The sequence below is a fragment of the Chryseobacterium vrystaatense genome, from assembly GCF_000737765.1.
GTDB classification, from domain to species: Bacteria; Bacteroidota; Bacteroidia; order Flavobacteriales; family Weeksellaceae; genus Chryseobacterium; species Chryseobacterium vrystaatense.
This window is the reverse complement of sequence record NZ_JPRI01000006.1, coordinates 18,529-45,099: the sequence shown is the minus strand read 5'-3', so window position 1 is coordinate 45,099 and position 26,571 is coordinate 18,529. Positions and strand designations below refer to the sequence as shown.

Here is a 26,571-nt window from a genome sequence, read left to right as displayed (position 1 = left end):
ATTTTTCACGCATGATTATTGATAAAGAAGAGATCCAGAAGAAAAAGAAAAAGCTGGACGACTGCAAAGCATTTCTGAAAAAAGAATTCATCGGAATTGATAAAATTATTGATGATTTAATGGAATACATTCAGATCTGGTACCTGATGCCCGAAATTCTGACGCGCCCCGTAGTGATCAATCTGTGGGGAATGACAGGCGTTGGAAAGACCGATCTGGTAAGAAAAACTGTCCGTTTTCTGGAATTTCAAAATCGTTTTGTAGAGATAGAACTGAGTAACAGCGATGAAACTTCATGGAGTAAAAGTGTCTCCGACATTTTCCAAAGCAACCGCCTCAATGACGAAAAACCGAGCATTGTCCTCTTCGATGAAATTCAGCGTTTCAATACCCTTGATCCTGATGGTACACCCGTACCACAGACAAAGTTCACTGATTTCTGGGAACTTTTGAGTGATGGCAGATTAAGCAGAAGAGAACGTGATGATCTTGAGCATTATCTTTTCTCCTATCTTTTACGCAAAAAGGAAAATGACCGACGCAAAGTAAACGGCGAAGCAGAAATGGATGAGAATCCTTATCTGAACCTTTGGGATGCTAAAGAACTGAAGAAATACCTCAGCATGGAAGATGATGTCATGAGCATCATTGATATGAAAGAGGAAGACATGATCAAACTTATCCTGAAAAAACAAAAGGAAAAGAAAATATATGAGCCGGTAGATTACAGCAAAATGCTGATCATCATCAGTGGAAATCTTGATGAAGCTTTTCAGATGTCCCGTGAAACCAGCGAGGCAGACATTGATGCCAATATCTATCATGCTTTTACCAAGAAAATCACTGTTGTTGATATTAAAAATGCTCTGTCCAGAAAATTCCGTCCGGAGCAGGTCGCAAGATTCGGAAATATCCATCTGATCTATTTTTCATTAAAGACAGAAGATTTTCAACAACTGGTACAAAGAGAAATAAACAATCTCAAGACGAAAACGAAGTCAAAATTTGGGATCAGCTTAAAAATCAGTAAAAATATCAATGAGCTGATTTATAGAAACGGTGTCTTTCCGGTTCAGGGTGTACGCCCTGTCTTCAGCAGTGTCGTGGATATTTTAGATACCAACCTCAGCAAATTTCTTTTTGAAGCGATTATCCATGATGACAAAACCATAGAAATTGATTATCTGGTCAAGCAGAAGACGATTACAGGAAAAGTAGGAGCCCGTACCATAGATATTCCATACACCGGAAGAATAGACAGCATACGCCAGTCCAGCCAACAGGACGCAGTGGCCAATATTAGCGTTCATGAATGCGGACATGCTATTTCATACATGCTTTACACCGGTTTTGCACCTCTGCAGCTGAAGAGTAAAGTTGCCAGCAGCTATGCAGCAGGATTTACATTTCCCCATCAGATCCATGATACAAAGGAAAGTCTTTTGGACAGAATCAAAATTTATCTTGCCGGAGGTATTGCTGAAGAAATTGTTTTTGGTGAAAATAATGCGAGCATAGGAAGAAGTCATGACAGGGAACAGGCTACCGCTTTAGCTGCTGATTATATAAGAAAATATGGATTTGATGAAGAGTATCAGGCCGCATACAGTCTGGAAGATTATCCACACCGGATGCAGCATGATATTACGGATAAAAAGATTGAAAAGTTAATGCAGGATCTGGCAAAAAAAACGAGAGAAGATCTTATTATCCATCTTAATCTTCTGAAAGACATGAGTATTGAACTCAGTAAAAAAGGAAGTATGCTGCCTAAAGAAATCTATGAAACCGCAAGAAAACACCAGCTTGACGTGAGTATTAAAGAAGAAGGATATCTTCATATTGCCGGGTACCACAAAATGCTGGAACAGTAGAGAAAAAATCCATAACAATACAGATAAACATTAATAAAATCTTACCTTTCAGTTAATTCTGAAAGGTTTTTTTGTTTCTATAATTAGTTTATGCAAAATATTTTATAATTTTACCTCACTTAAACTAATCATCATGAAAAACTTAATTTTAGCCTTCACACTGCTTGTAAGCTGTGCCTTCACACCTACTTTAAAAGCACAAATGGATCCTTATCTGGGACAGATCATTTTTGTTCCTTATAACAGAACTCCCAATGGATGGGCAGACTGCAATGGCCAGCTTTTGCCTATCGCACAGAACCAAGCTCTTTTTTCGTTACTGGGAACAACATTCGGAGGAAACGGAACTACTAATTTTGCCCTACCCGATATGAGAGGAAGAGTTCCTATTTCTTATGGAATGGGCCCGGGAAGCAGCAATAATTATGTTGTGGGTGAGACAGGAGGAAGCGAATCGGTTACGTTAACCCAGCAGCAAATGCCTATGCACAGTCATACCGTGAATGCTGTAACCGCTGAAGGAAATCAGAATACACCAACAGGAAATCTGCCTGCAGACACCAAACTCCTGGATAAGGAATATTCTGACGCGAATGCCAACACAACCATGAAAGCTACTATGGTCAACCCGACGGGAGGAAACCAACCCCATGAAAACAGATCTCCTTTTCTTACCTTAAGATGCATCATTGCAACACAGGGGGTTTATCCATCTTTTAATTAATAAGGTATGAAAACTCTATACTTATTAGCCATAGCAATTGGAAGTTCAATGGCCGCACAGACCATCACTTTCAATGGGTGTCATAATCTGTTTGACAACCAGAACTTCGTTTTCACGAAAACTACAGTGGATGCCTACAACAAAAATATCTACATAACAACACCCATTGACGGGCAGCCTTGCGGTGGATTAGGAACCTGCGAGTTTAAAATCCAGTGGAACAACGCCTTAACAAGATGGGAGTTTCTAGCTGATGAAGGAAACGGAACTTTCACTACTCCTTCTTTGATATATTATAATTCAACAGGAAATAACGGCAGCTCAAGACCACCAAGCAATACATTTGGAACCTGGGTAGAAAACACAGTTAAGACCGGTGGACAATGCGGAGGCAACCTGTCGACTACCAATTCTACCCTGACAGGGGATCTACATAGTTCTCCACTTGGAACGTCGGAAGTCAGTAAATCTAAAATCCAGATTTTCCCTAATCCTGTTTCGGATGTCATCCGTATTTCAGGAATTGATAACGGACATACGATACAAATCTTTAATGTAGACGGAAGATTGATCAGAACGGATGCATTTGATCAGAAAATTGATGTTTCCAATCTATCTGCGGGAGTTTATGTTTTAAAAATTACCACTAAAAGTTTCGAATCTCATGAATTTAAATTCGTGAAAAAATAGAAATATAATGTCTTTATAGCATTAATTGATTATTGATATAGCCTTCGGAGTTTCCGGAGGTTATTTTTTTAGGAAATATTTTTTGCTCACTGCCTAATATGCCATCAAGTGTTGTCCACAGTTATATCTATTTTCCGGAGACTGAAGTACTGAGAATCATCTATCAGTCAGGATCTGTATATGACTATCTGAAGGTACCATTTTCTATTTATGAAAAATTCAGAGGGGCGAGGTCAAAAGGAAGTTTTTTGAATTCCGTGATCAAGCGGAAATTCAAATACATTAAGGTCAGCTGACAGACAGCTCATAAAAATGCCCCCATTTCTGGAGGCATTCATAGTTTTATATCATCTAAAATATTATTTAATGATCAGCTTAGATGTTTTACTTTCTTTTCCATTAGAAACCTGAATCATATATACTCCTTTTTCAAGTTCCTGATTTATTTTGTAAATTCCGTTTCGTTCTTCTTTTACAGAAGGGCTTGCCACGAATCTTCCTGACATATCAGAAATAGAAACTTTTAAATTCTTGCCGTTCTTAGCTTTGATAAACACATTGTCACCTGTCGCAACCGGGTTAGGGTAGATCACAAGATCGTTATTATCAGCCTTTACTTCACTGGTTCCTAAAACAGTAACAAATTTAACGGTATAATCCTCGGCCTGCCCGTATTGTAATTGCCCACAAGCTGTCATATTTGAATTCTCATCATCTACCATTACTCTCATTCTTAATGGAGTATTAAGCACTGTAGAAGCCGGAGCCGTAAAAGTTGCATTAAAAATACCGATTAAAGTACTAGGATCCGCTGCAACATTATCTCCTGATGCTACCAATTCCCCTGCTTCAAAAGTTCCGTTGTTGTTAAAATCAATCCAAGCTCTTACTTCATTATCACTACCAGAAACATTAACCTGAAGGTTGTGTGGCTGGCTTACCAAAAGTTGTGTAGAAGTTGCTCTCAAACAGCTTGCGCCTGTATAATCCACATAGTAACTAGGTGCATTTTGCCAAACTCCTGTACTGGCATTATTAATACTTCCTAATTTAACCAAAGTAGGTCCAACAAAATAATTATCCAGTGTAGTCAACCCTGTTGGAGCACATGCTGCAACAGGAGTTCCAATATTTGACGCAGGTGCAGGTGCTGTTGCTCCAAGTGAAGCGCTTAAAGAACCTCTAAGTAAAAAGAAAGAAGTAGCTGCTTTGTCATGCTGCCCATTTGTAAATTTGAAGGCATTTGGATTTGTATAGTTCATCATATTATACTGAACTCCCTGATAATTCACCCCTGTACAAAGATTTATACTGTTATTGGTTGGAGCCGGATCATTAAGTAAGCTTCTTGATCTTTCTGTATCACAAACCTGATCATCATCTTTAGTACAGTCATTATCAGTCTGCGCAGGACAAAAAGCTACATCATTGGTACCCTGAGGGGCATCAGCATTTGCATTACCGAAAGTATGAAGTAGTCCCATACTATGTCCAAATTCATGCGCTAAAGTAATATCATCCTGTAACGTAACTACAAAAGATTTCATAAAAGATTCATATGAAGAATCAGGATTTTGAGGCAATCCTGCCCATCCCATAATTCCATACTGGCCGCCACCATCTACTTTATTCATAATATAGATATTAAAGTAAGAAGCTTCGGGCCAATGAGGAGCAATTGTCTTTACCTGGGCAGTACTAACTCCATTTGTTTCATTACGTTTTATCCCATAGGTATCATATCCTGCAAGCGCCCCTCCATTGTATCTAACAATACCTGTGGTCGCATTACAATTAGGGTCTCTTTTAGCCAAAACTAATTTAATGGGCATTGTAGCAGCCACTCCAAAATCAGCAGGAACTCCCTGAGCCCACTGGTAAGTACCAGCATACATTGCATTACAGCGATCCAGCCATGCCTGGATCTGCTCGTCACTCTTGTTATAAGCGGATCCGATAGCAGCTCCCGTAGGTGCAATTACGTGTACCACTACAGGGATTTCATAAACTCCATTCACTGTTTTAAAAGCACCTCCATTTTTAGCTGTTCTATTTTGATTGGAGTTAACAATACGATTACGGATATTGCGAATCATTTCATCAATTTCCTTGTTATCTTTTTGATGCCCTCGCTGTTCAATATCAAAGTCACACCAATCTTTTTTTTGTTGTGCTGATAATGAAACGGAAAGCAACATGGCCCCATAAAGGAAAATTTTCTTCATTCTTAAAATATTTTAATTATAAATTTTATTAGTCTTATTTATTAGTATCAATAATTAAACTACAGATACATCCCACATTAGTAGTAAAAATCTAATTTTGTTACAAATATTTAAGTATTCCATTCACACAATTTATAAAAAGAAATAATGTTTTAAACTAAAATTCGCAATATTGCAATGAAAATATGAATCAAAACAAATAATAGACGGTGTAAAATTCAACAATTATGTAAAAACATAGAATTAATTTAAATTTTAAAAAACACACTTTTCATATTGATCTCCAAACAAACCGTGAAATAAAAAATGCCACACAGATTTTGTGCAGCATTTTTTTATAGTTTAAATATATTCTAGAAAGAATAATTCGGTGCTTCCTGTGTGATGATTACATCATGCGGGTGAGATTCTTTCAATCCACTTCCGGTGATCATAACCATTTTGGTGTCTTTCTGTAAAGCTTCAATATCTTTGGCTCCACAATATCCCATACCGGCTCTCAGACCTCCGGTAAGCTGGAAGATCACATCTTCTAACTTTCCTTTATGTGGAACTCTACCTTCAATTCCTTCCGGCACGAATTTTTTAGCTTCACTCTGGAAGTATCTTTCTTTACCACCTCTTTTCATTGCAGAAAGACTTCCCATTCCCTGATAGGATTTGAATTTTCTTCCCTGGAAAATAATCTCTTCTCCCGGAGCTTCATCAGTTCCAGCTAAAAGAGAACCCAGCATCACTGCTCCTGCTCCACTTGCAATTGCTTTTACGATATCTCCCGAAAGTTTGATTCCTCCGTCAGCGATAACCGTTACGTTTTGAGCTGCAGCATACTCGTATACATTATAGATAGCAGACAACTGAGGTACTCCTACTCCTGCCACTACTCTGGTTGTACAGATAGAACCTGGTCCCACCCCTACCTTAAGAACATTTGCTCCTGCATCGATAAGAGCTTTCGCTGCTTCAGCCGTTACAATGTTTCCACCAACGATATCTAAATCCGGGTATGCTTTTCTTATTTCTGAAATTTTATCCAAAACTCCTTTTGAATGCCCGTGTGCAGAATCAATGGCAACGATATCAACACCAGCGTTTACCAATGCTTCAATTCTGGCCATTGTATCTTCTCCAACACCAACTCCGGCACCTACAATAAGACGGCCTTTTTGATCTTTATTCGAATTCGGGTATTCCAATTGATTGTCAATATCCTTGATCGTAATCAATCCTACAAGCTTATTGTCTTTATCTACAATCGGAAGCTTTTCAACTCTGCTTTTAAGAAGAATTTCTTTGGCTTTCTCAAGGTTGGTATTTTTATCAGAAGTGATCAGATTTTCTTTGGTCATGATCTCTTCAACCTTCATATCAAGATTTTCCTGATACTTTACATCTCTGTTGGTAATGATTCCAATCAGTACATTATCTGCATCTACCACAGGAAGGCCGGAAATTTTATATTTCGCCATTGTTTCCTTAGCTTCCGCCAAAGTATGATCTTTTGAAAGGGTAACAGGATCGGAGATCATTCCGTTTTCTGAACGCTTTACACGGTTTACCTGTGCAGCCTGCTCAGCAATCGTCATGTTTTTGTGAATGAAACCTAAACCACCCACTCTCGCCAGAGCAATAGCCAGATCTCCTTCAGTAACTGTGTCCATCGCAGCAGAAACTATCGGAACATTCAGTGTTATTTTGTCGGTAAGTCTTGATTTTAATGATACCTGATTAGGTAAAACTTCTGAATAAGAAGGGACTAGAAGAACGTCATCGAAAGTGATGGCTGTCTCTACAATTTTGTTATGAATAGACATCTTTACTTTCTTTGCAAAATTAGGTTATTTAAACGAGATATGAAAATCCTTTTCAATAGTTTAAATAAAAATTAATAATCAATAACTTAAATCGAAAAACCGCTCTTATGAAGAACGGTCTTTCTGTACAAAATAATTAGTGTAGTATGAAACTACTTGTTATATCTTTTTATGCAACTTTCACTAAGGGGTAATAAATTACTTATCTGTAGCTGCATTAATCACTTTTGAAATATCTTCAGCTGTAAAACTCCCTCTCACATCAACGAAAACCAATTCTTTATCTGAGTTGACGGTGATCATCATATTTTTTATGGTTTCTCCATTCTGTTTTACTCTCACGTTGACATTTTCCCCATCGTGTTTAATGGTTGCCCAATCTTCAAAATTATTATCATTTAAATATTTTGAATAATCATTCAGCATTGCTTTGCTCCCATTATTTACGGTCATGACTTTAATTTTTGAAACTTTTTTAATCAGAGCAATAACTTCTTCACTTTCACCATCTTCCCTTAACGCCTTCTTGATAAAAGGTTTTGCCAGAAATACAGGCACATTAAAACTTCCAAATGTTGCTCCTTTATAATTAGACCTTGACTGCTTAAAGAAATCTATATTGGGTCTTCCTGAAACAATGCATGACTGAAGTATAAGTACTGTAAAGATTCCTAAAAAAATATTAATTAAAGTTTTCATGGTTGTCAATTTTTAATCCATAGGTCTTAAATTCCCTCCAGATGTTTTGCTGATATTGGATTCTATTTCAGGTCTTCCTTTATATCTTACCAGTCCTCCTGATGAAGCTCTTACTTTCAGTCTCGTGGAAACATTTACAGAAAGATTTCCTCCGGATGTCGCTTCTGCTTCAAGATTATCGAGTTTCAATCCGTCTGCTTTACAAAGAGCACCGCTGCTTATATCTATAACTCCTGAATCTGCTTTACCTTCAATGGCTATATTGGATCCGCTGGAAGCTTTTACCATAATAGTTCCTGCTGTAATTCCCGCTCTGACATTTGAACCTGAAGAAGTGTCAATATCAACTGCATTGGAGATCTTAAAGTCTCCTGTCACATTAGCTCCTGATGAAACATCAATACTCAGGCTGTTTTCTTTTATAGAATTCACTACGTTGAAGTTAGATCCTGAAGATGCTTTGATATTGTCCATTCTTGGAGAAGAAATGTTAACACTTAAGTTTTTGAATCTTAAATTTTTTGTTCCTTTATTATCAATATACACTTTCAAAATTCCATTTTCCACTTTTGTGATCACATACTGAAGTTTATCCGCATCAGCAATTACCTTCACACTGGTCGTGTTTTCCTGTTTGAAAACCACATTGACACCTGTACTTACCTGAATTCCTGAAAATGCACCTACATTTCTCGCCTCTCCATTTAGGTAAGAGGAATTATTCTCAGAGGTCAGGCTGGTTCTTGTTCTGGTTGTAGTTACAGAACTTGTTTTGGTTTCGCTGGAATTAATGATCTTATTCACATCATCCATAGACAGTTTCCCGTCCAGCATCACCAGTATATTTTCTCCTTTGCCCCCATCAATGCTCAACAACAGATCATCGAGTATTCCGTCTTTTGCTTCTGCTGAAAGAAATTTAATCTTAGCTCCTGAATTATTGACCGACATGATCTCACTGTAATTCAGAGTTTTCAGATAGGAGGCTACATCCTTACTTAGCTGGGAAAGATGGGTCTGCACCTGAATTCCTTCTTTGGTATTAGCTTTCTCCGGATTTTCTGTGATCAGAATTTTTAATCCGTTAATTTTAGACAGCAGCGGTTTGATCTGTTCCAGTTGTGAATCATCTATATTAAGACTGCTTAACATCCCAAACATGGGCTTAGCAATTTTAATGGATGTTACCCCTTCCACTTCCTGATATTTCTCAAAAAGCCTGTCAAACTTATCTTCCTGTCCATATACCGTAAGGAAATTGGCAAAGGCAAGTGCGAATATTATGAATATTTTTTTCATGAGTCAATTTTTATTTCTTAAAGCTGATTATTTTTGCCTGATCAGGTACATAATCTATATTGTAATGGTTAATAATCGTCGTCTACAACTGTAGGCTGTACTAACTTTTCACTAACGTTATTTGCAAATATCTGGAATGAATATTTCGTCACATTGATCGCCTCTTCTACATTATCGATTCTTTTGCCGTTTACAATGACATAAGAGTTTTTATAGCCTGTAGAATCTTTTAATGCTTTATTTTGAAAAGAAGAATTATTCACAAATCTAGGTTTCGCTTCTTTTTTCAGTCTTCCTCTTTTCGGCAGGATTTCGTCCAATACATCTTTTTCTGCTACTGTATTTTCCTGAAATATAGAATCTTTTTTTGCTCCGGCAATTGAATCGGTGTGATTCACAGCTACCTGCTCCTTGTGATCATTATTCTCTTCTATAAATTTTGATTTCTGTTTTAAAACCTCTTCTTTTACAAATTGCTCCTTTTCACTTACACCATTACCGTAATCGTTAATGAAAAAGCCAACACTGAAGAGAAGGACTAAGCCTGCTGCCATCCAAAACCATTTCGGAAAAGAAGGTTTATTCTTCTGGAGTGGGATAATAGGAGCGTCATCCTTTTCAGAATCGGGAACTCCACCTTCAGCTTTGGCAAGAAAATCGTCAAAGCTCCAGTCCATTTTTTCTTCCTTCATATCCTGGAAGATCTCGTCGTATTTATTCTGAAATTGATCTTTGTTCATAACTCATCAGTTGTGTTATTTGTTCTTTTACTTTTTGTCTCGCCCGCATCAGATTTACTCTTACTGCGTTTTCTTCCATTTCCAGCATTTCAGAAATCTCGGAGACTTCATATTCTTCTACATCTTTCATATGGATCACCATTCTCTGCTTTTCCGGGAGCTGGTTGATAAACCCTATAATATACTCCTTCAGATTATTGATATCCATGCTGTACAATTCTGAGCGGTGAAGTTGCAAATCTGCAAATCCCAACTTCACATCGTGGTGCTTCAGGCGGTTCAGGCATTCGTTCCGGACAGATTTCAAAGCATAAGATTTTAAATTCCCAAACTTTTCCAGTTCCTCCTTCTTCTGCCAGAACTTTATCATCAGGTCCTGCACCACATCCTCTGCTTCATCACTGCTCATGACAAATCTTTTCGCAAAACGATACATCTCGTCTTTGAGAATAAACACCGTATTCTTGAAAGTTTCTTGGGTCATGAGTTTTGTTTCTATTAGTAAGACAATTAAAATCTTAATTCTATTACACTACAATATAAAATAATTGATATTTCTTTCATTTTATTTTCTCAATAAGTTCATAAAAGCTGTATACAAAGGCATTTTAATGAATTTTATAAAAATACTTATTTTTTCTATTTTTGAAAGAAAATTTTGAAATATTAATCTTTATACATTTTTTATCTACATCAATTATACTCTGCAGACTGACAAATCAATTATCTGCAGTTCTCTACAATAAGATGAAAAACAGATTCTGCTTACAAGCAGCAATAACATAAAAAGCCTCCCAAATGGAGGCTTTACATATTAATAGGTATTAAAAATATATTTTAAAATTGCTTTATCATCATCTGTTAAAGGTACTTTTCTTCTGGCCATTGCTCTTTCTGCCACTTCATAAGCTTTGTCCAGTTTAAATCTTTCATCATCTTTACATCCTCCCCATGAAAAGTTCTCCACAAGATTAGGAGGAAAACCTGGTTTAAATATATTGGAAGCCACGCCTATTACAGTTCCTGTATTCAATTGGGTGTTGATTGCTGTTTTCGAGTGATCTCCCATGATAAGTCCTGCAAACTGAAGTCCTGTATCTTCAAACGCTTTTGTTCTGTAGTTCCAAAGTTTGACCGGGCTGTAATTATTTTTAAGGTTAGAAGAATTGGTATCTGCTCCGAAATTACACCATTCACCAATCACCGAATTCCCAACAAATCCTTCATGTCCCTTACTTGAGTAGCCAAATATGATAATATTATTCACTTCGCCTCCTACTTTACAATGAGGGCCTACCGTAGTCGCTCCGTAAATTTTTGATCCTAAATTAAATTTAGAATCCTCTCCCAATGATATCGGTCCACGAAGATTACAACCTTCCATCACCTCAGCATTTTTTCCGATATAAATCCTTCCGGTCTTTGTATTGATAGTAGAAAATTCTATCTGTGCCCCTTCTTCAATGAAAAGATCTTTTTTGTCACCCAAAAAACCGTTGGTAGCAGAAAGTTCCTGTGACACTCTCCCCTCCGTAAGCAATTCGAAATCAAAATTGATTGCAAGATGATTGTAGGTAAATAAATCTGTCGGTTTTTTAAAAAAGGTTAATTCCTCTTTTATATCCGTCATCTTTTCAATCTGATTCAGAGAAAAATCTTTCATATTAATTCTTGCCGCGATCAGTTCATCTTCGTAAACGAGAGCTTCACCCTGTTTAAGGTCCTTAATCTGCTGAATCACGGTTTCAGTAGGCAAAAAATTCGTAACCAAAAAGAGACTTTCTTTTTCTTCCGGATTTTTAAATTTATCCTGAAGATAGTTTTCGGTAAAATAAGAGACTTCGGTATTCTGCAATATTTTTTGCCATCGTTCAGAAAAAGTCAGGATTCCGCATCGCATTGCGGCAACAGGACGGGTAAAGGTAAGTGGAAGAAAATCTTCCCAATACTGGGCATCGGAAAATACTAGTTGCATTGTAATATAGAAGTTTGAGATTAGAAGTAAGAATTTGGATACTGGAAGTCTTGTACTTTACAATATACTTACAGAACCTAATTTCTACTCAGAACAAAAATACAAAAATAGCTTGAAATAGAAATTAGATGTTAGAAGCTAGACATTAGTTAATGAAAGCCTCAGTAATAATATTTGTTTTTTTTTGTATGAAAGAATACAATTCCTATTTATAGAGATCATGCACAAATTAACTTCTATAACAAAAAAAAGTCTCCCAATAAATTGGAAGACTTCAGTATGTTGGGTAACAAAAAATTACTTAGCGAATTTTTTGTATTTGTTCATAAACTTATCAACTCTACCTGCAGTGTCAACTAACTTCACTTTACCTGTGTAGAAAGGGTGAGAAGTTGAAGAGATTTCCATTTTGATCAATGGGTACTCTTGTCCTTCGAATTCGATAGTATCTTTTGTTTCTGCAGTAGACTTACAAAGAAACACGTCGTCGTTACTCATATCTTTGAAAACAACAAGTCTATAATTTTCTGGGTGGATTCCTTTTTTCATAATACAATTTTTAAAAAATTAAAGTTTGCTTTCGAAATAGTAATGGTATTTCTCTGCTAATTTTAGGGTGCAAAAATACAATATTTTTTTAAATATCCAAATACTCTATCCAATTTTTTTTATTGATAAGAAATTCAAAGTATTTTCGTTAAATTTGAAATCTATTTAAACTATAATTTCGATGAAATTCAAACTATTACTGGCTTTTTCTTTCTGGATGCTTCTTGTAGCGGTATCATGTAATAAAGACGATATTACTTTTGATGCACCCTCACAGCAGTTACGTTTTTCAAAGGACACGGTATTTTGTGATACTGTTTATCATCAGGTACGTTCTGAAACTTATTTAGTAAAAGTATATAATAATGAAGACAAGGATGTTCTCATCCCAAGAATTAATCTGGAAAAAGGAAGTGCATCATTATATAGGATCAATGTAGACGGGAAACCTGGCTATGATTTTAAAGATGTACCTTTAAGAAAGAAAGACAGTATGTATATTTTCGTTGAAATTGCTCCTCAGGCAACAGGTCCTGAAGCGATTGCCGAAGATAAAATTCTATTCAACAGTGGTGCAGGACAGCAGCATGTTACTTTATTCTCAGTCGTTCAGGATGCAGAATTTTTTATCGAAACTCCTACCAATCCCAATGTTATCTCTAATCACACAGTTTGGGATAAAACGAAAGCTAAGATCATTTATGGTAACCTTACCATCAATCCTAATATTACACTGGACATCCAACCAGGAACCAAAGTTTATTTCCATACAAACAGCGGGATGAAAGTTTCCACCGGAGCCACTTTAAATATCAACGGAGCTCTGAATGACGAAGTAATCCTTCGAGGAGACAGAAATGATCTCGCTCATGATACACTCCCTAAAAACTGGAATTCTATCAGAATGGACGCTAATTCTAATCTTAATATGAATTTTGCCCGCCTTTTCGGAGGAACCAGAGGACTGGATATGAAACAGAATACTGCGAATATCAGCAATTCATTTATTCATAACTTCTTCGAATATGGTATTTATGCTGTAGGTTCAACAGTTACTGCAAAAAATTTGGTAATGAATAACTGCGGTGAATCATGCATCGGAATCTTCAGAGGAGGAAACCACAGCTACACCCATTCTACCATTGCGAATTATTCTAAAACAATGGGATCATTTAACAGGAACGGAATTACGGCAGCCAATGAATGGAAAAATGCAGCAGGAACTACAGAACAGGGAGCTCTTCAGCGTCTTGATATAAAAAACAGTATTGTTTACTCAGACAGAGATAACTCTGTTAATCTTGAACAGACACCCGGACAGCAGTTTGAGTTTCTAATCCAGAACTCGCTGATTAAATATTCAGGGATACCGGAAGCCGGATTTAATTTCGACACCAGCGCGAATGTCGTACAAAGTATCAAAAATGTGGATCCTCAGTTCCTTAATTATTTTGCAGCTAAGATGAATTTAAGGGTAAAACCAGCTTCTCCGGCAAGAGGAAAAGGAAATCTAACGGTAGCTGGAACTGTACCTCTTGATATTGTGAATGCATCGAGAACAACTAACCCCACACTTGGAGCTTATCAATAATGGAAATTGCACAACTGCAACAGCAGGTAGACGAATGGATCAAAACCATTGGCGTTCGATATTTTAATGAACTGACCAATATGGCTATGCTCACCGAAGAGGTAGGCGAAGTAGCCCGCATTATTGCCAGAAGATATGGCGAACAGAGCGAAAAAGAAAGCGATAAAAGCAAAGACCTTGGGGAAGAGCTGGCAGATGTATTGTTTGTAACCTTATGTTTAGCCAACCAGACGGGCGTTAATCTGCAGGAAGCTTTCGACAAAAAAATGAAGGTTAAAACTGACCGTGATAAAGAGCGGCATCAGAATAATGAAAAATTAAAATAAGATACAAGGCAACAGATTTCAGATAACAGAACAATAAGAGTTTGATATCTGAAATCTGTTGTCTGATGTCTTTAATTTGAAGAAACAATGAAGTTAGAAAAATCAAAATTATCAGGAGATAAAACAGTTCAGATCAGCGGTTCGAAAAGCATTTCGAATCGTTTGTTGATTTTGGAAAGTTTGTTTAAAAACATACAGATTGGGAATTTATCTAATTCCCAGGACACACAGCTTCTAAAAAAAGCACTGTCTGAAAATACAGAAACAGTAGATATTCACCATGCAGGAACCGCCATGCGTTTTCTTGCGTCTTATTATTCGATATCCGAAGGAAAAACCACTGTTCTTACCGGATCCAAAAGGATGAAAGAAAGACCGATCAAAAATCTGGTAAGCGCTTTGAGAGACTTAGGTGCAGACATCGAGTATTTAGAAAATGAAGGTTTCCCACCTTTAAAAATTATAGGAAAGAAAATTACCCAAAAGCAGGTGAACGTTCCTGCTAATATATCCAGCCAGTTCATCACCTCCCTCCTTCTGATTGCCGGAAAACTGGAAAACGGACTGGAAATAAATCTGGTAGGTGAAGTAACCTCCAGATCCTATATTGAAATGACACTGGATATTCTGACCCGATTCGGAATAAGAAACAGTTTTGAAGGAAATACTATTAAAGTGGAGCCTTTTACTACAAATGATCAATTGGCTGCCACCAATTATGAAGTGGAAAGCGACTGGAGTTCCGCTTCTTATTTTTACTCGATCTGCGCGTTGGGACGCGAAACCATCCATCTGAAAAGTTTTTACAAAAAATCTACCCAGGGAGATTCAGCCATCGCTAAGATTTATGAAGACTTTTTCGGCATTAAAACCATCTTTACGGAAGATGAACATAAGATCACTCTTCAACCCGAAGACAATTTTTCTTTCCCGGAAAAAATCATCCTGGATATGAACAACTGTCCTGATATTGCACAAACACTTTGTGTAACGGCAGCAGCATTAAAAATTCCGTTCGAAATTTCCGGACTGGGAACTTTACGGGTGAAAGAAACCGACAGACTTCAGGCTTTGTATAATGAACTTAAAAAACTGGGAACCGATACAGAGATCACCGACCTTACCATTCAGTCGGTTGGTTTTGGAGAACCGGAAGAACATATTTCTATAAAAACTTATCAGGATCACCGGATGGCCATGAGCTTTGCTCCGTTCTGCCTGATTAAAGAACTCCATATTGAGGAGGAAGATGTGGTGGAAAAATCTTATCCGATGTTCTGGAAAGATTTAAATGATGTAATGATCAATTAATTTGAAAATAACCACCATAATGAGAAAGCATTTCGTGTTTTTTTTGATGATGTTTCCCATGCTTTTTTGGGCACAGTATCTGTTGCCTAATGAAGAAACAATTTTTTCATTTCAAACCAAAAGCGGAAAGACGATGTCTTTGGTTAAAGATAAAAAGAATGAATACATTCAATACAGATTTGGAAGTAAAGATCGGGTAGAAATGGAATTTCCGGCCACAAGAACTAAAGAAAGCTGGAAGCAGTTTACCTACAGTTCTTACCATAGAGGCGGCGGAAAACAAAATGCAGGCATGGACCTCAACTATCTTACTTTTATTAAAAACAATTACAAATATCAACTGTTCAGAACGTATTCTGCAGAAGACGAATCGTTTTCTACAGGTGTTACTGTGACTGACAGCAAAGGAAAAGAAACTGACATTACAGGGGTTTACAAAACCATCAAAGGATGCATGTGTAATCTGGAAGACACAGATGTAAAGAAAGAAGATTTTGGCTCATAGCTTAATCCTGTTACAATGAAACAACTTTTCTCCCTCGCCACTTCTCTGCTATTGGTTGTACTTCATGCCCAGAGCCTGAAAGATTTTAAAGTTCCGAAAGGCTATCAAAAAATTTCGCAAGCTAAGGGAGATCTGGACAAAGACGGAAAGGATGAAACGGTGATCATTTTCAATACGGATAAAATGGTCAAAAAAAATGACCGTGAGGATTTTCCGCGAACATTGTACATCTTAAAGACTATAGACGGAACACTGAAAATATGGAAGGAAAACAACACGCTTCTTTTTTCCAGTGGAATGGGTTTTTATCCGGAAGACAATGCGCCGCCAGAAATATCTATTAAAAATAACAGCCTTTCTATTACTCAAATATTCAATACAAATTCGAGACACACCCAAACTTATAAACATACCTTCAGATTTCAGAACGGTGATTTTTACCTCATCGGATCCTATGACAGGTTTGAAGACACGTGCGACTTCGATTATCTGAACGAGATCAATTTCTCAACGGGAAAAGTAATTGTTGATGAAGAACACGCATCCTGTGATGAGGATGAAAGAGTGATCCCAGAAGATATTCACAAAGAATTTACCCATCCATTTAAGGCATTGATCAAAATGAACAATTTCAGGATTGGGGAAAACAAATTTAAAATACCCGGCTTAAAAAAAGATATTTTTTACTGATAATCAACAATATAAATGAGCAGAAGTCGTATTCTGCTCATTTCTTCTTTTTGTTGTCCACATACTTATCCACAGAGTTATCCACAATTTATGAATAACTTTTACTTTCGGATTCCGTAAGCTTCCAGTATCTTATTAAAGACCTCAGTATTTTCAAACAGTCCGGTGAATTCCTGAGAATTGGGTCCGTAAGCAAATACACTTGACGGAATTGAAGTATGATCGTTAGTACTGAAATTACCAAAAACCCAACCGTCTTTAAGACTTCCGTCTAACAAGGTTAAACCTCCGGTTTCATGATCTCCAACAACGATGACCAGCGTTTCTTTATTTTCATCGGCAAACTTCATGGCTTTTCCTACTACATGATCAAAATCGAGTAATTCGGTAACCAGCTGCTCAAGATTATTGCTGTGGCCTCCTCCATCTGTCTGTGAAGCTTCTACCATCATAAAGAAACCTTTTTTATTTTCTTTTAAATTATTTAAAGTAAGATCGAAAGCATCAGCCAGCCAGTTTCCTCTTCCGCTGCTTACTCTCTGTGAAGCCAAGGGATCAATTACCAAGGTACGGTTGTTTGTTTTACCTACTGATTTCAGATCCCGGTAAAAATCAATCTTCGCCTCTCTGATCTTTTGTATATTTTCCTGACTCAAACCAGCTGTAGGTCCTCCGATTAATATTTTAGTTTTAGAACTTACAAAATCTCTCAGAATAGGTTCAGAGCTGTTTCTGTTGTCTGAATGGGCATAGAAATCTGCCGGTGTTGCATCGGTAATATCTCCTGTCGAAATTAATCCGGAAACCATTCCTTTATCCGCTATAATATCCGGAATCTGAGCCAGAGCTTTTCCATTATCATCAACGCCTACAAATGTATTTTTGGTTTTTACTCCGGTTGCAAATGCTGTGGATCCCGGTGCAGAATCCGTGATGTAAGCATTGGAAGAATTGGTCTTGGAAAGTCCGGTTGATTTCATATTAAAAACATTCAGTTTTCCTTTATTGGCAGTAAAAGCAGCATAATACTGCGGCAGAGATGTGCCGTCCGGAATCAGCAAAATAATGTTTTTAACTTTCCTGCTGATCCCATCTGTTTTATAGGTGGGTTTGTAAATCTCATACTCCTTTGTATTCTTATAAAAATTTTTAGGAATGGTATTCATGAACTTTTTGAGATCAGGGATGTGGTCGGTATTGATATAATCTACATCAAGATCCATCAGATTTATCCAGGCATTTGTAAAATCGGGTGCTCCATAGAATCGAACAGGTTTTTGCAGAGTATGCGCCTTTTCTACCGATTTTCTTATTTTTTCTGTTTCCTCATCTCTTGGAATACCTTTTCCGTTCCATTTAACCAACTCCTGAAAGTCAGCACTGAACATTCCGATTCTTTTCAGCTGATCAGGGGTATAATTTGTATCAAGATCTCCGTCAAAAAAGATATAATTTGGATAACTTTGAAAATCCCCAGGCTGAGGTCTTCCGCCTGTGATTACAATTTTAATTCCGGGACAGCTGGTTATTTCAGGATATTTTTTCAAAGTAGCTGTCAGGGCGCTGAGAGATGTTTTATAATCCTGTTTAATGTCGATCAGCAGTTGTAGCTTTTTACTGACATCGGGATAAATATTTCCATTATTCAGCTTGATATGTTTCGATATTGGATCAAGGTATAGTTTTTCCAGTGTTCGGTCTGGTAACAATTCTTTTTCTGTGTGGGCTACCCACAATTTTCCTTTTACCAGAAAAACATCTGCTTCAATGGAACCAAAATGAGCGTAATACGCTTCCCAAAAAGGTATCTCCTGCTGATAATCATTGTGTGAATGGGCATTGCCCACATTATATTTCAGAAAATTCTGTGCCTGGTTTTGAGCAAATACACCAAAAGCCAGTACGGCTGCTATTTTTTTTGATAATTTCATAATACGATTAAAAAAAACCGTATCACTGCAGAACCTCCACAATGATACGGTATATATCTATGTTAAAATGTTACCACCCTTCATTTTGTTTAATGACGCCATGGCTGTTGACGATTTCAACCTGCGGAACTGCCCATACGCTATGTACTGCCGGGTTGAAGGTTCTTGGAGCCCATACTTCATTGCCATTAATACCATGAAGTGCTTTGGCGTAGGTACTTTTGGCATCTCCCCAGCGAACAAGATCTCTGTGTCTGTCTGCCCATTCGCCTGCCAGTTCACAACGTCTTTCATGTTTCAGATCAGCCATTGTGCATCCTGTTTTTGGAAGAAGACCAGCGCGCAGTCTTATCATATTAATTTCCTGATCAGCGTTCTGCCCCTGCTTCAACAAAGCTTCTGCTTTTATCAGAATCACTTCCGAATAACGCATGATCGGAACGGCAAGATCCGTACATGGATAATCTCCATTTGCGCTTACGTGACTGCTGTTCAGTGTATATTTGAAAGCGTCCATATATTTATTGAACTGATAACCTGTCAGGGAATTCGTAGATGCATATGTTCTTGTTTTTCCATTAAAAGTAAACTGATCGCCCAATTTCAGAATGGTCGCACTTCTTCTTGCATCTCCTGCTTCGTACTCATCATACAATTCTTTCGTCGGCTGAAAATATCCCCAGCCATTATACTCTCCCCAGCCTTTATTTTCGAGCATGACACCCGGAAGGATACTTCCCCATGAAGTAAATTTTGGAGTTCCTGGCAGCGACCAGATATATTCTGTGCTGTAATTATTTTCAGATTTAAAAACATCGGCAAAATTTCCAAGCAGTTTTCTATTCCCTTTGGTCATTACTTCGTTAGCCCAAAACTCTGCGTTCTTCCAGTCTTCCATAAACAGATACACTTTAGCAAGCAGTGCCCAGGCTGCTGCTTTATGTGGTCTACCGTAATCTTTAGGAGAAAGCTCTTCCTGTGAAGGAAGTAATTCCGCAGCTTTTTTGAGATCATTGACAATATAATTATAGTTGTCTTTCACATTCGCTGCACGGGGAATCGGATTCGGATCAGGCTCTTTTGTCCGGTCTATAATGGGGATTCCTGCTTTTTCATTTCCGTAATTATAAGCCAGCTCGAAATACATTCTGCTGCTCATAAATAAAGCTTCTCCCAGATATTTATTCTTAACGGCAGCCGGTGCCTGAATATTATCAATATTACGGATCACCCGGTTGGCAACTCCAATAACATTAAATCTTTTATTCCATTGGGTTTCAAGATCACCTGCCGCAATATAATTGCTGCTGAAGTTTTTGGCATTATCTGCTTCACTTTTCGCTCTTCCTGTCACCATATCATCACTGGCATTGATAAACCAGAAAAATCCTCTTCCATAAAACTCTCCGTCAAACAGAGGTTTATACATGGCATTCGCTCCGGTCACCAGATCATTTTCCGTTTTCCAGAAACTTGCTTCCGTAGGTGTTCCTTCCGGCTGGATATCCAGCTCATTGGTACATGATAACATCAAAGCGGATATCCCAGATACTAAAATTATTTTATTGAAAAATTTCATCTTATTATTTTTTATCTTTTAAAATTATAGCCCTACTTCTACCCCAAAAATAAATGACCTTGACTGCGGATATCTTCCGGTGTCTACTCCATAGGTATCCATTCCAACCTCAGGATCAAATCCGGTATATTTTGTGATGGTGAATAAGTTGTTGGTGGTCACATAAATTCTAAGCCTGTTGACATTGATCCTGCTGTAAATATCTTTTGGTAATGAATAGCCGACCGTCAGGTTTTTGAGTCTCAGGTAAGATCCATCTTCAACATAGAAGTCTGATACTTTTGAGTAATTCCCACTCGGATCACCATGGACGAGCCTTGGAATATCTGTATTGGTATTCTGCGGAGTCCAGGCATTGAGGATATCCCGGTCCATATTGTAATTCTGTCCCGTTCCTCCCGGATTTAACGATACAAACTTCATCCCGTTGAATATCTTATTTCCGTAAACTCCCTGGAAGAATACGTTCAGGTCAAAACTTTTCCAGGTCATATTGTAGGAGAGACCGTAAGAAAATTTCGGATAGGGATTTCCCAGATTTACAAAATCGTTGTTATTTAAAACCCCTGTATTTCCATCCTTTTTCAGGAATTTAATATCTCCCGGCTTGGCATTGGGCTGAATAAGGTTTCCATTGGCATCTTTATAATTATTGATCTCTTCCTGTGACTGGAATATACCTCCTGTTTTATACCCATAATAAGAATACAGAGATTCACCTACTTTGATACGCGTTGGTTTTAATACTCCTCTTACTCCGTTGCTGTTGATAAAAATCTCATCCACGTCGGCCAATTGTTTTACCGTATTTTTTAGTTGACTAAATGTAACTCCCACGGAATAAGTGAAATCTTCCGTTCTTTTTCCGTTGTAATTGATTCCAAGCTCATAACCTTTATCCTGGAATAATCCGGCATTGATATACTGATTATTGTATGTTGCCGTACTCGGTAAACTCACATTGAAAATCTGATCTCTTGAATTTTTCACGAAGTAATCAAACTGCAGGGAAAGACTGTTATGGAGGAATGATGCATCTACTCCCAGGTTGGTCTGTTCAGATTTTCCCCATTTCAAGTTGGGGTTCGGACGTGTGGTTGCATAGTAGGCAATATTCTGGGAAGGATCCTGACCAAAAATAACATTATTGTCTCTGATCATTAAAGGATTAACCGCCTGTGGAGAAATACCGCCAAGGTTCCCTAAAATACCGTAGCTTCCTCTCAGTTTCAGATTCGACAGCCAGGAAATATCCTGCATAAAGTTTTCTTTAGATGCTACCCAGGCACCGGAAAGCGCATAATAATTAGCAAATCGATTCTGCTTCGCGACCAGTGAAGAACCGTCTCTTCGCCCTAATAAGCTGATCACATACTTCCCTGCATAATCATAGTTTACTCTCGCCAGATAAGAGACCAAAGCCTGCTGGTATTTATAACTGGAAACATCTTTGTTGGTATCTGCTGCATTCTGAAGATGCTGGAAAACCTCCGACTCACTTCTGAAGTCATACGCTTTGGCCAAAAATCCTTCTTCAATTGTTTTCTGGAAAGTGAATCCGCCCAGGAAATCAAAATTATGCTGTCCAAAGTTTGTTTTATAGGTAAGAAGCTGTTCTGCTAAAGAGGTAGAAGAATTGTTCGACTGATATTCCAGATTATTAGTGTCAAAAATTTTCCCTACTTCCAGAACTCTGTAGGTGAAATTTTTAACCGTTCCTATTTTGAATGTCTGGGAAAAATTGGATCTGAACTTTAAATTTTTAGCTAAGCTGATTTCTGCATAAGGATTGATGAGAATTTCATGGGTCGGATTTCTGATACTGATTCTCTGAAGGTAAGCGACAGGATTGATCATATCTCCATAACCTCCGGCTACATCAATCGGCAATCCGGAAAAAGCTCCGGAAGGTGTATAGGCTGGTACATTGGGTGGATAATACATCGCTGCAATCAAGGCTCCTGTATAACCACTTTTGGTATCGGCTGTATTTCCATCGGAATAGTTGTAGTACATATTTTCCCCGATCGTCAGCCAGTCTTTGATTTTGTGTTCAGAATTGACTCTGAAATTGTAACGCTTTGCCTGAGTATTGAGCAAAATTCCTTCTATATTTCTATGGTTCATTCCCACAAAGAATCGGGATTTCTCACTTCCTCCGTTTACATTCACATCATATTCCTGAATAGTTCCTGTACGGAAAATCTCTTTCATCCAATCGGTCCTGGTCACTCTTCCATCTGCATATTTCTCTGAATTGAAAGCAATCGGCAAACTGCTTAGCTTACCTGCATTCTCGTAAGCTTTATACATTACATCCTGGAATTCGGCAGCATTCAGAGATTCTTTCATTTTCCAGGCATTATTCACTCCGTATTTAACATCGAAGTCTACGGTAAGTGCTCCTTTCTTTCCTCTTTTGGTAGTAATAAGGATCACACCTCCTGAAGATCTGGCTCCATAAATGGCGGCCGAGGCATCCTTTAGTACAGAGATATCCTGAATATCATTGGGGTTTATCGATGGGGTCCCGTTAAAAACCACACCGTCAATTACATAAAGCGGTGTTTCACCGTTAATTCCTCCTAATCCACGGATATTCACTTTTGGAGTTCCATTGGGATCTCCGCCTTCATTAATCACCGTGACTCCGGGAGCTTTTCCCTGAAGTACTTCTCCTACTCCGGATAAAGATCTTGAAGTAAGCTTATCCAGTGAAGCTTCGGAAACCGCTCCTGACACCTTACTTTTCTTTTGTGTTCCATATCCTACAACCACAACCTCATCAATGGATTTTTCTTTCAGACTGTCCTGTTTTTGAGACAATAGGATCGGAGAGACAGAGATAGCGCTGATCAACAAAACCCGTCCCGTTAAATAACTAACAGAGACCGGGATTTTAAGTACATTCATTTCAACCTTTTTTATTAGAGGCAAAATTAGAACAGCCCAAGTCCGGAGTTGATTAAGATTTTCTTATGTTTTTATTAAGAAATATTGGCGATCTTAAACTATAAAAATTAATCACAATAACTCAAATAATTAACTATCAATAACATACACTTAATAAAGTAATAATTCTACTGAGATGATGCACACCTTCACTATTAACTTTATTTTAAGTTTAAACGGTCTGGTTACAAGCAACCTGAAGGGAGATTTATTTTATATGCAATAAGTAAGAGAGTTCACTTTTCTTTTTTTACATTTGCTGAAAATACGGTTTACGCTGAGACGCTCGACAAAGAACTGTCTATCAGTACCCGGAACAAAAAATTATAAACAATTCAATGACTATTATCATCACTGGAACCTCATCAGGAATAGGTTTTGTACTGGCTGAATATTTCGGAAAGAAAGGACATAAAGTATACGGTTTAAGCCGAAAGCATACGGAAAGCCAATATTTCACTTCTATTCCAACGGATGTTACTGATAACACTGCCGTTCTGAATGCTATTGCAGAAGTTTTAAAAACTGAATCAAGGATTGATGTTCTGATCAACAATGCAGGAATGGGAATGGTAGGAGCTGTAGAAGATTCTACCAAAGAAGATATTTTGAAACTATTCAATCTGAATCTTGTAGGTGCTGTCCAGATGATGAGCGCTGTTCTTCCGAAAATGCGTGAAAATAAATTTGGGAAAATCATCAATGTTTCCAGCATTGGAAGTGAAATGGGACTTCCGTTCCGTGGTTTTTATTCTGCCTCAAAATCTGCATTAGACAAGGTTACTGAAGCGATGAGGTATGAAGTTTACCCGTGGAATATTGAGGTCTGCTCACTGCATCTGGGTGATATCAAGACAAATATTGCAGAGAACCGGGTAAGAACTCCTGTTTCGGCTCCGTATAAAAATGTATTCGATAAAGTTTATGCATTGATGAACTCACACGTGGGCGATGGAACGGAACCTCTTGAAGTAGCTGCTTACGTGGAAAGTCTCTTGAATAAGAATAAATGGAAAGCACATTATTATTTTGGTAAATTCGGACAGAAGATCGGGGTTCCGTTGAAATGGATTCTTCCTCAGGGAACGTACGAGAATCTGATGAAGAAATATAATAAACTCGATTAATTTCAGTTATTAAAAAAAATTATTTAAACTAAGTTTGAACCATTAAGCTGCACTAAGTTGCTAAGAAGAATTAAGGGAGCTTTTTATGTTGAACATCAACTTAAATCAATTCTTAAAACACCTATTAATGGTTTAAATAAATTGAGCATTTGAAGTTATTTCTAAAAATATTTTTTATCCTGTTCTGCGTTTTTGTACAAGCGCAGAAGAAACAGTATTGGCTCATCGACACCGAAACTAATGTTAGAAAAAAAGCAAAAGATTCTGTTTCGGCGGTTAAGTTTCTGGATTCTCTATCCCAGAGTAATTATTTCTTCACTAAACTGAAGGATGTAAAAGTAAAAGGTGACAGTACTGAAATTTTCTACGAGAAGGGAAAAAATTTTAACGAAACGTATGTAGAACTTTCTGATTCCATTGCACAGAAATTAAAGATCCAGAAAGATTTTTTTACGAAAAACTTAGATTCAACAAAGAAAAATATCAACAAAAGATATATTGATGACGGCTACTCTTTCAGCCGCCTCAAATCTAAATATAAAGGTCAGAAAAATGGTTATCCCATCATAGAGCTGGATATCAATAAAAATGACAAACGTACCATTGACGGTTTTGTAGTGAAAGGTTATGAAAGGGTGCCTAAAAGATTTATCAAAAACCTGGAAAAGGAATTTAAAGGAAAAAACTACGACGACAAAAATCTTCTGGCCATCAGTAAAAATTTCCAGAGTCATGCCTTTGTGACACTTGAACGCCCACCCCAAACATTATTCACCAAAGATTCCACAAGCATCTATCTGTTTATGGAAAAGAAAAAGACGAATACCTTTGACGGTGTAATTGGTTTTGGAAATGATAAAACAGAGAAATTTACCCTGAACGGAACCCTGAATGTAAATTTCAGAAATATGTTCAATGGATTTGAAACGGTAAATCTATACTGGCAGAGAAACCCGGATAAAGGGCAGACTTTTGACCTTCAGACTGATATCCCTTATCTGCTTAAATCGAATGTAGGAATGAATCTGAAAGTCAATATTTTCAGACAGGATTCTACTTTTGCGAACGTAAAGTTTCTTCCGGCTTTCTACTATCATATCAATAACCGAAACAAAATCGGGCTCAGAGGAACGCTGGAATCCTCCAGTATTATTGATGCCTTATATGTCCAGGGAAAAGATTATAATAAGAAAGGTCTCGGAATCTGGTTTGAAATGACAGAACCTACCGACATAGATCTTTTTCTATACAAAACAAGGATCAATGCCGGATATGATTATCTGACAACAACCTATACGAAGGAGGATATTAAGGCCGCCCAGAACCAGTTTTATTTCTTTGGGGAGCACAATTACCATATTTCCGGAAATCATTTCCTCAATATAAAAGCGGAAGGTGCTATGATGGATTCTAAGGTTGAGTTCTCGGCGAATGAATTATACCGCTTCGGGGGATGGAATTCCATGCGGGGTTTCAATGAGAAATCCCTTGCCGCTGATTTTTATTATTACGCAGGTTTGGAATACCGTTATCTCATTGGAAACCAAGCATTCTTTGACTTCTTTGGACAATATGGCCAGCTCAACAATAAGTCTTTAAACGTCAAGCCAAAGCTTTACAGTGTAGGTCTTGGATTTAACTTTTTTATCCCGATCGGTCTGATGAGTTTCCAGCTTTCAAATGGTAATGAATTTGGAAATCCATTTAAATTTAATGATATTAAAATCCACTGGGGAATCCTGAGTAGATTCTAGAAAGATATATCTCATATACCCAGATCTAAAAGCATGTAGAATAACCCGGCAGAACTACTGAAGAATGGACGCTGATCTCTCAAAAAACTATAAATTAAAATAATACTATATAATATAAAAAAAACAAAATATCAAAATATAGTACATGCTTTTGCTTTATTATTATGTTAAATATTTCTGTTAAAGAATATTAAAATCGTATTTTTATTTTAATAC

The 26,571-nt window shown here is 37.4% G+C and carries 22 protein-coding genes; 11 read left to right on the top strand and 11 right to left on the bottom strand.

The window, feature by feature from the left end:
• The first annotated feature begins 11 nt into the window (after positions 1–11).
• From IW16_RS15985 to IW16_RS15970, 4 genes are all read left to right on the top strand, one after another.
• Positions 12–1,874 (top strand): AAA family ATPase, encoded by a 1,863-nt coding sequence (locus IW16_RS15985; protein ID WP_034746461.1) that lies wholly within the window; start codon positions 12–14, stop codon positions 1,872–1,874.
• 133 nt (positions 1,875–2,007) lie between these two features.
• Positions 2,008–2,598 (top strand): phage tail protein, encoded by a 591-nt coding sequence (locus IW16_RS15980; RefSeq protein WP_034746458.1) that lies wholly within the window; start codon positions 2,008–2,010, stop codon positions 2,596–2,598.
• Between the two features lie 6 nt (positions 2,599–2,604).
• Positions 2,605–3,288 carry a T9SS type A sorting domain-containing protein gene (locus IW16_RS15975; protein WP_034746454.1) on the top strand — a complete coding sequence of 228 codons (684 nt, stop codon included), beginning with the start codon at positions 2,605–2,607 and terminating at the stop codon, positions 3,286–3,288.
• Positions 3,289–3,386: 98 nt separating this feature from the next.
• On the top strand, positions 3,387–3,584 hold the full coding sequence (locus IW16_RS15970) for a KTSC domain-containing protein (RefSeq protein WP_034746451.1): 198 nt from the start codon (positions 3,387–3,389) through the stop codon (positions 3,582–3,584).
• Positions 3,585–3,647: 63 nt separating this feature from the next.
• Here the strand turns inward: IW16_RS15970 and IW16_RS15965 are convergent, their stop codons facing one another.
• From IW16_RS15965 to IW16_RS15930, 8 genes are all read right to left on the bottom strand, one after another.
• Complete coding sequence (locus IW16_RS15965; RefSeq protein WP_034746448.1) at positions 3,648–5,513, bottom strand: GEVED domain-containing protein; 1,866 nt, start codon at positions 5,511–5,513, stop codon at positions 3,648–3,650.
• A gap of 353 nt (positions 5,514–5,866) precedes the next feature.
• Positions 5,867–7,327 (bottom strand): IMP dehydrogenase, encoded by a 1,461-nt coding sequence (gene guaB / locus IW16_RS15960; protein WP_034746445.1) that lies wholly within the window; start codon positions 7,325–7,327, stop codon positions 5,867–5,869.
• A gap of 198 nt (positions 7,328–7,525) precedes the next feature.
• Entirely contained in the window at positions 7,526–8,026 is a 501-nt protein-coding gene (locus IW16_RS15955) for a DUF4252 domain-containing protein (protein ID WP_034746442.1), read from the bottom strand.
• Positions 8,027–8,038: 12 nt separating this feature from the next.
• Positions 8,039–9,325: a DUF4252 domain-containing protein gene (locus IW16_RS15950; RefSeq protein WP_034746439.1), complete on the bottom strand. Its 1,287-nt coding sequence runs from the start codon at positions 9,323–9,325 to the stop codon at positions 8,039–8,041.
• A gap of 68 nt (positions 9,326–9,393) precedes the next feature.
• Positions 9,394–10,065: a hypothetical protein gene (locus tag IW16_RS15945; RefSeq protein ID WP_051890346.1), complete on the bottom strand. Its 672-nt coding sequence runs from the start codon at positions 10,063–10,065 to the stop codon at positions 9,394–9,396.
• Positions 10,040–10,549, bottom strand: a complete 510-nt coding sequence (locus IW16_RS15940) for an RNA polymerase sigma factor (RefSeq protein ID WP_034746436.1) — start codon at positions 10,547–10,549, stop codon at positions 10,040–10,042. Before IW16_RS15940 ends, IW16_RS15945 begins: the two co-directional genes overlap by 26 nt.
• Before the next feature lie 330 nt (positions 10,550–10,879).
• Positions 10,880–12,040 carry a putative sugar nucleotidyl transferase gene (locus IW16_RS15935; RefSeq protein WP_034746433.1) on the bottom strand — a complete coding sequence of 387 codons (1,161 nt, stop codon included), beginning with the start codon at positions 12,038–12,040 and terminating at the stop codon, positions 10,880–10,882.
• Positions 12,041–12,337: 297 nt separating this feature from the next.
• Entirely contained in the window at positions 12,338–12,589 is a 252-nt protein-coding gene (locus IW16_RS15930; protein WP_034746430.1) for a type B 50S ribosomal protein L31, read from the bottom strand.
• A 181-nt stretch (positions 12,590–12,770) separates the two neighbouring features.
• On the opposite strand from IW16_RS15930, the gene IW16_RS15925 reads away from it, so the two are divergent.
• The 5 genes from IW16_RS15925 to IW16_RS15905 all read left to right on the top strand — a co-directional run bounded on the left by IW16_RS15925 (position 12,771) and on the right by IW16_RS15905 (position 17,012).
• The gene (locus tag IW16_RS15925; protein ID WP_034746427.1) at positions 12,771–14,180 is read left to right on the top strand and encodes a hypothetical protein; all 1,410 of its coding nucleotides are present in this window, start codon (positions 12,771–12,773) and stop codon (positions 14,178–14,180) included.
• Positions 14,180–14,506, top strand: coding sequence for a nucleotide pyrophosphohydrolase (locus tag IW16_RS15920; protein ID WP_034746424.1), 327 nt, complete (start codon positions 14,180–14,182; stop codon positions 14,504–14,506). The genes IW16_RS15925 and IW16_RS15920 overlap by 1 nt, the downstream gene beginning before the upstream one ends.
• An 87-nt stretch (positions 14,507–14,593) precedes the next feature.
• On the top strand, positions 14,594–15,817 hold the full coding sequence (locus IW16_RS15915; protein WP_034746420.1) for a 3-phosphoshikimate 1-carboxyvinyltransferase: 1,224 nt from the start codon (positions 14,594–14,596) through the stop codon (positions 15,815–15,817).
• A 19-nt stretch (positions 15,818–15,836) separates the two neighbouring features.
• Positions 15,837–16,322 carry a hypothetical protein gene (locus tag IW16_RS15910; protein ID WP_034746417.1) on the top strand — a complete coding sequence of 162 codons (486 nt, stop codon included), beginning with the start codon at positions 15,837–15,839 and terminating at the stop codon, positions 16,320–16,322.
• Positions 16,323–16,337: 15 nt separating this feature from the next.
• Positions 16,338–17,012 (top strand): hypothetical protein, encoded by a 675-nt coding sequence (locus IW16_RS15905; protein ID WP_034746414.1) that lies wholly within the window; start codon positions 16,338–16,340, stop codon positions 17,010–17,012.
• 101 nt (positions 17,013–17,113) lie between these two features.
• Here the strand turns inward: IW16_RS15905 and IW16_RS15900 are convergent, their stop codons facing one another.
• From IW16_RS15900 to IW16_RS15890, 3 genes are all read right to left on the bottom strand, one after another.
• Positions 17,114–18,943: an alkaline phosphatase gene (locus tag IW16_RS15900; RefSeq protein WP_034746411.1), complete on the bottom strand. Its 1,830-nt coding sequence runs from the start codon at positions 18,941–18,943 to the stop codon at positions 17,114–17,116.
• A gap of 70 nt (positions 18,944–19,013) precedes the next feature.
• The gene (locus IW16_RS15895; protein WP_034746408.1) at positions 19,014–20,522 is read right to left on the bottom strand and encodes a RagB/SusD family nutrient uptake outer membrane protein; all 1,509 of its coding nucleotides are present in this window, start codon (positions 20,520–20,522) and stop codon (positions 19,014–19,016) included.
• A 24-nt stretch (positions 20,523–20,546) separates the two neighbouring features.
• Positions 20,547–23,435, bottom strand: a complete 2,889-nt coding sequence (locus IW16_RS15890) for a SusC/RagA family TonB-linked outer membrane protein (protein WP_034746405.1) — start codon at positions 23,433–23,435, stop codon at positions 20,547–20,549.
• A 377-nt stretch (positions 23,436–23,812) separates the two neighbouring features.
• Between IW16_RS15890 and IW16_RS15885 the strand changes: the two genes are divergently transcribed.
• Positions 23,813–24,601, top strand: a complete 789-nt coding sequence (locus IW16_RS15885) for an SDR family oxidoreductase (RefSeq protein ID WP_034746403.1) — start codon at positions 23,813–23,815, stop codon at positions 24,599–24,601.
• A gap of 149 nt (positions 24,602–24,750) precedes the next feature.
• On the top strand, positions 24,751–26,355 hold the full coding sequence (locus IW16_RS15880; RefSeq protein WP_117590655.1) for a BamA/TamA family outer membrane protein: 1,605 nt from the start codon (positions 24,751–24,753) through the stop codon (positions 26,353–26,355).
• Positions 26,356–26,571: the final 216 nt, after the last annotated feature.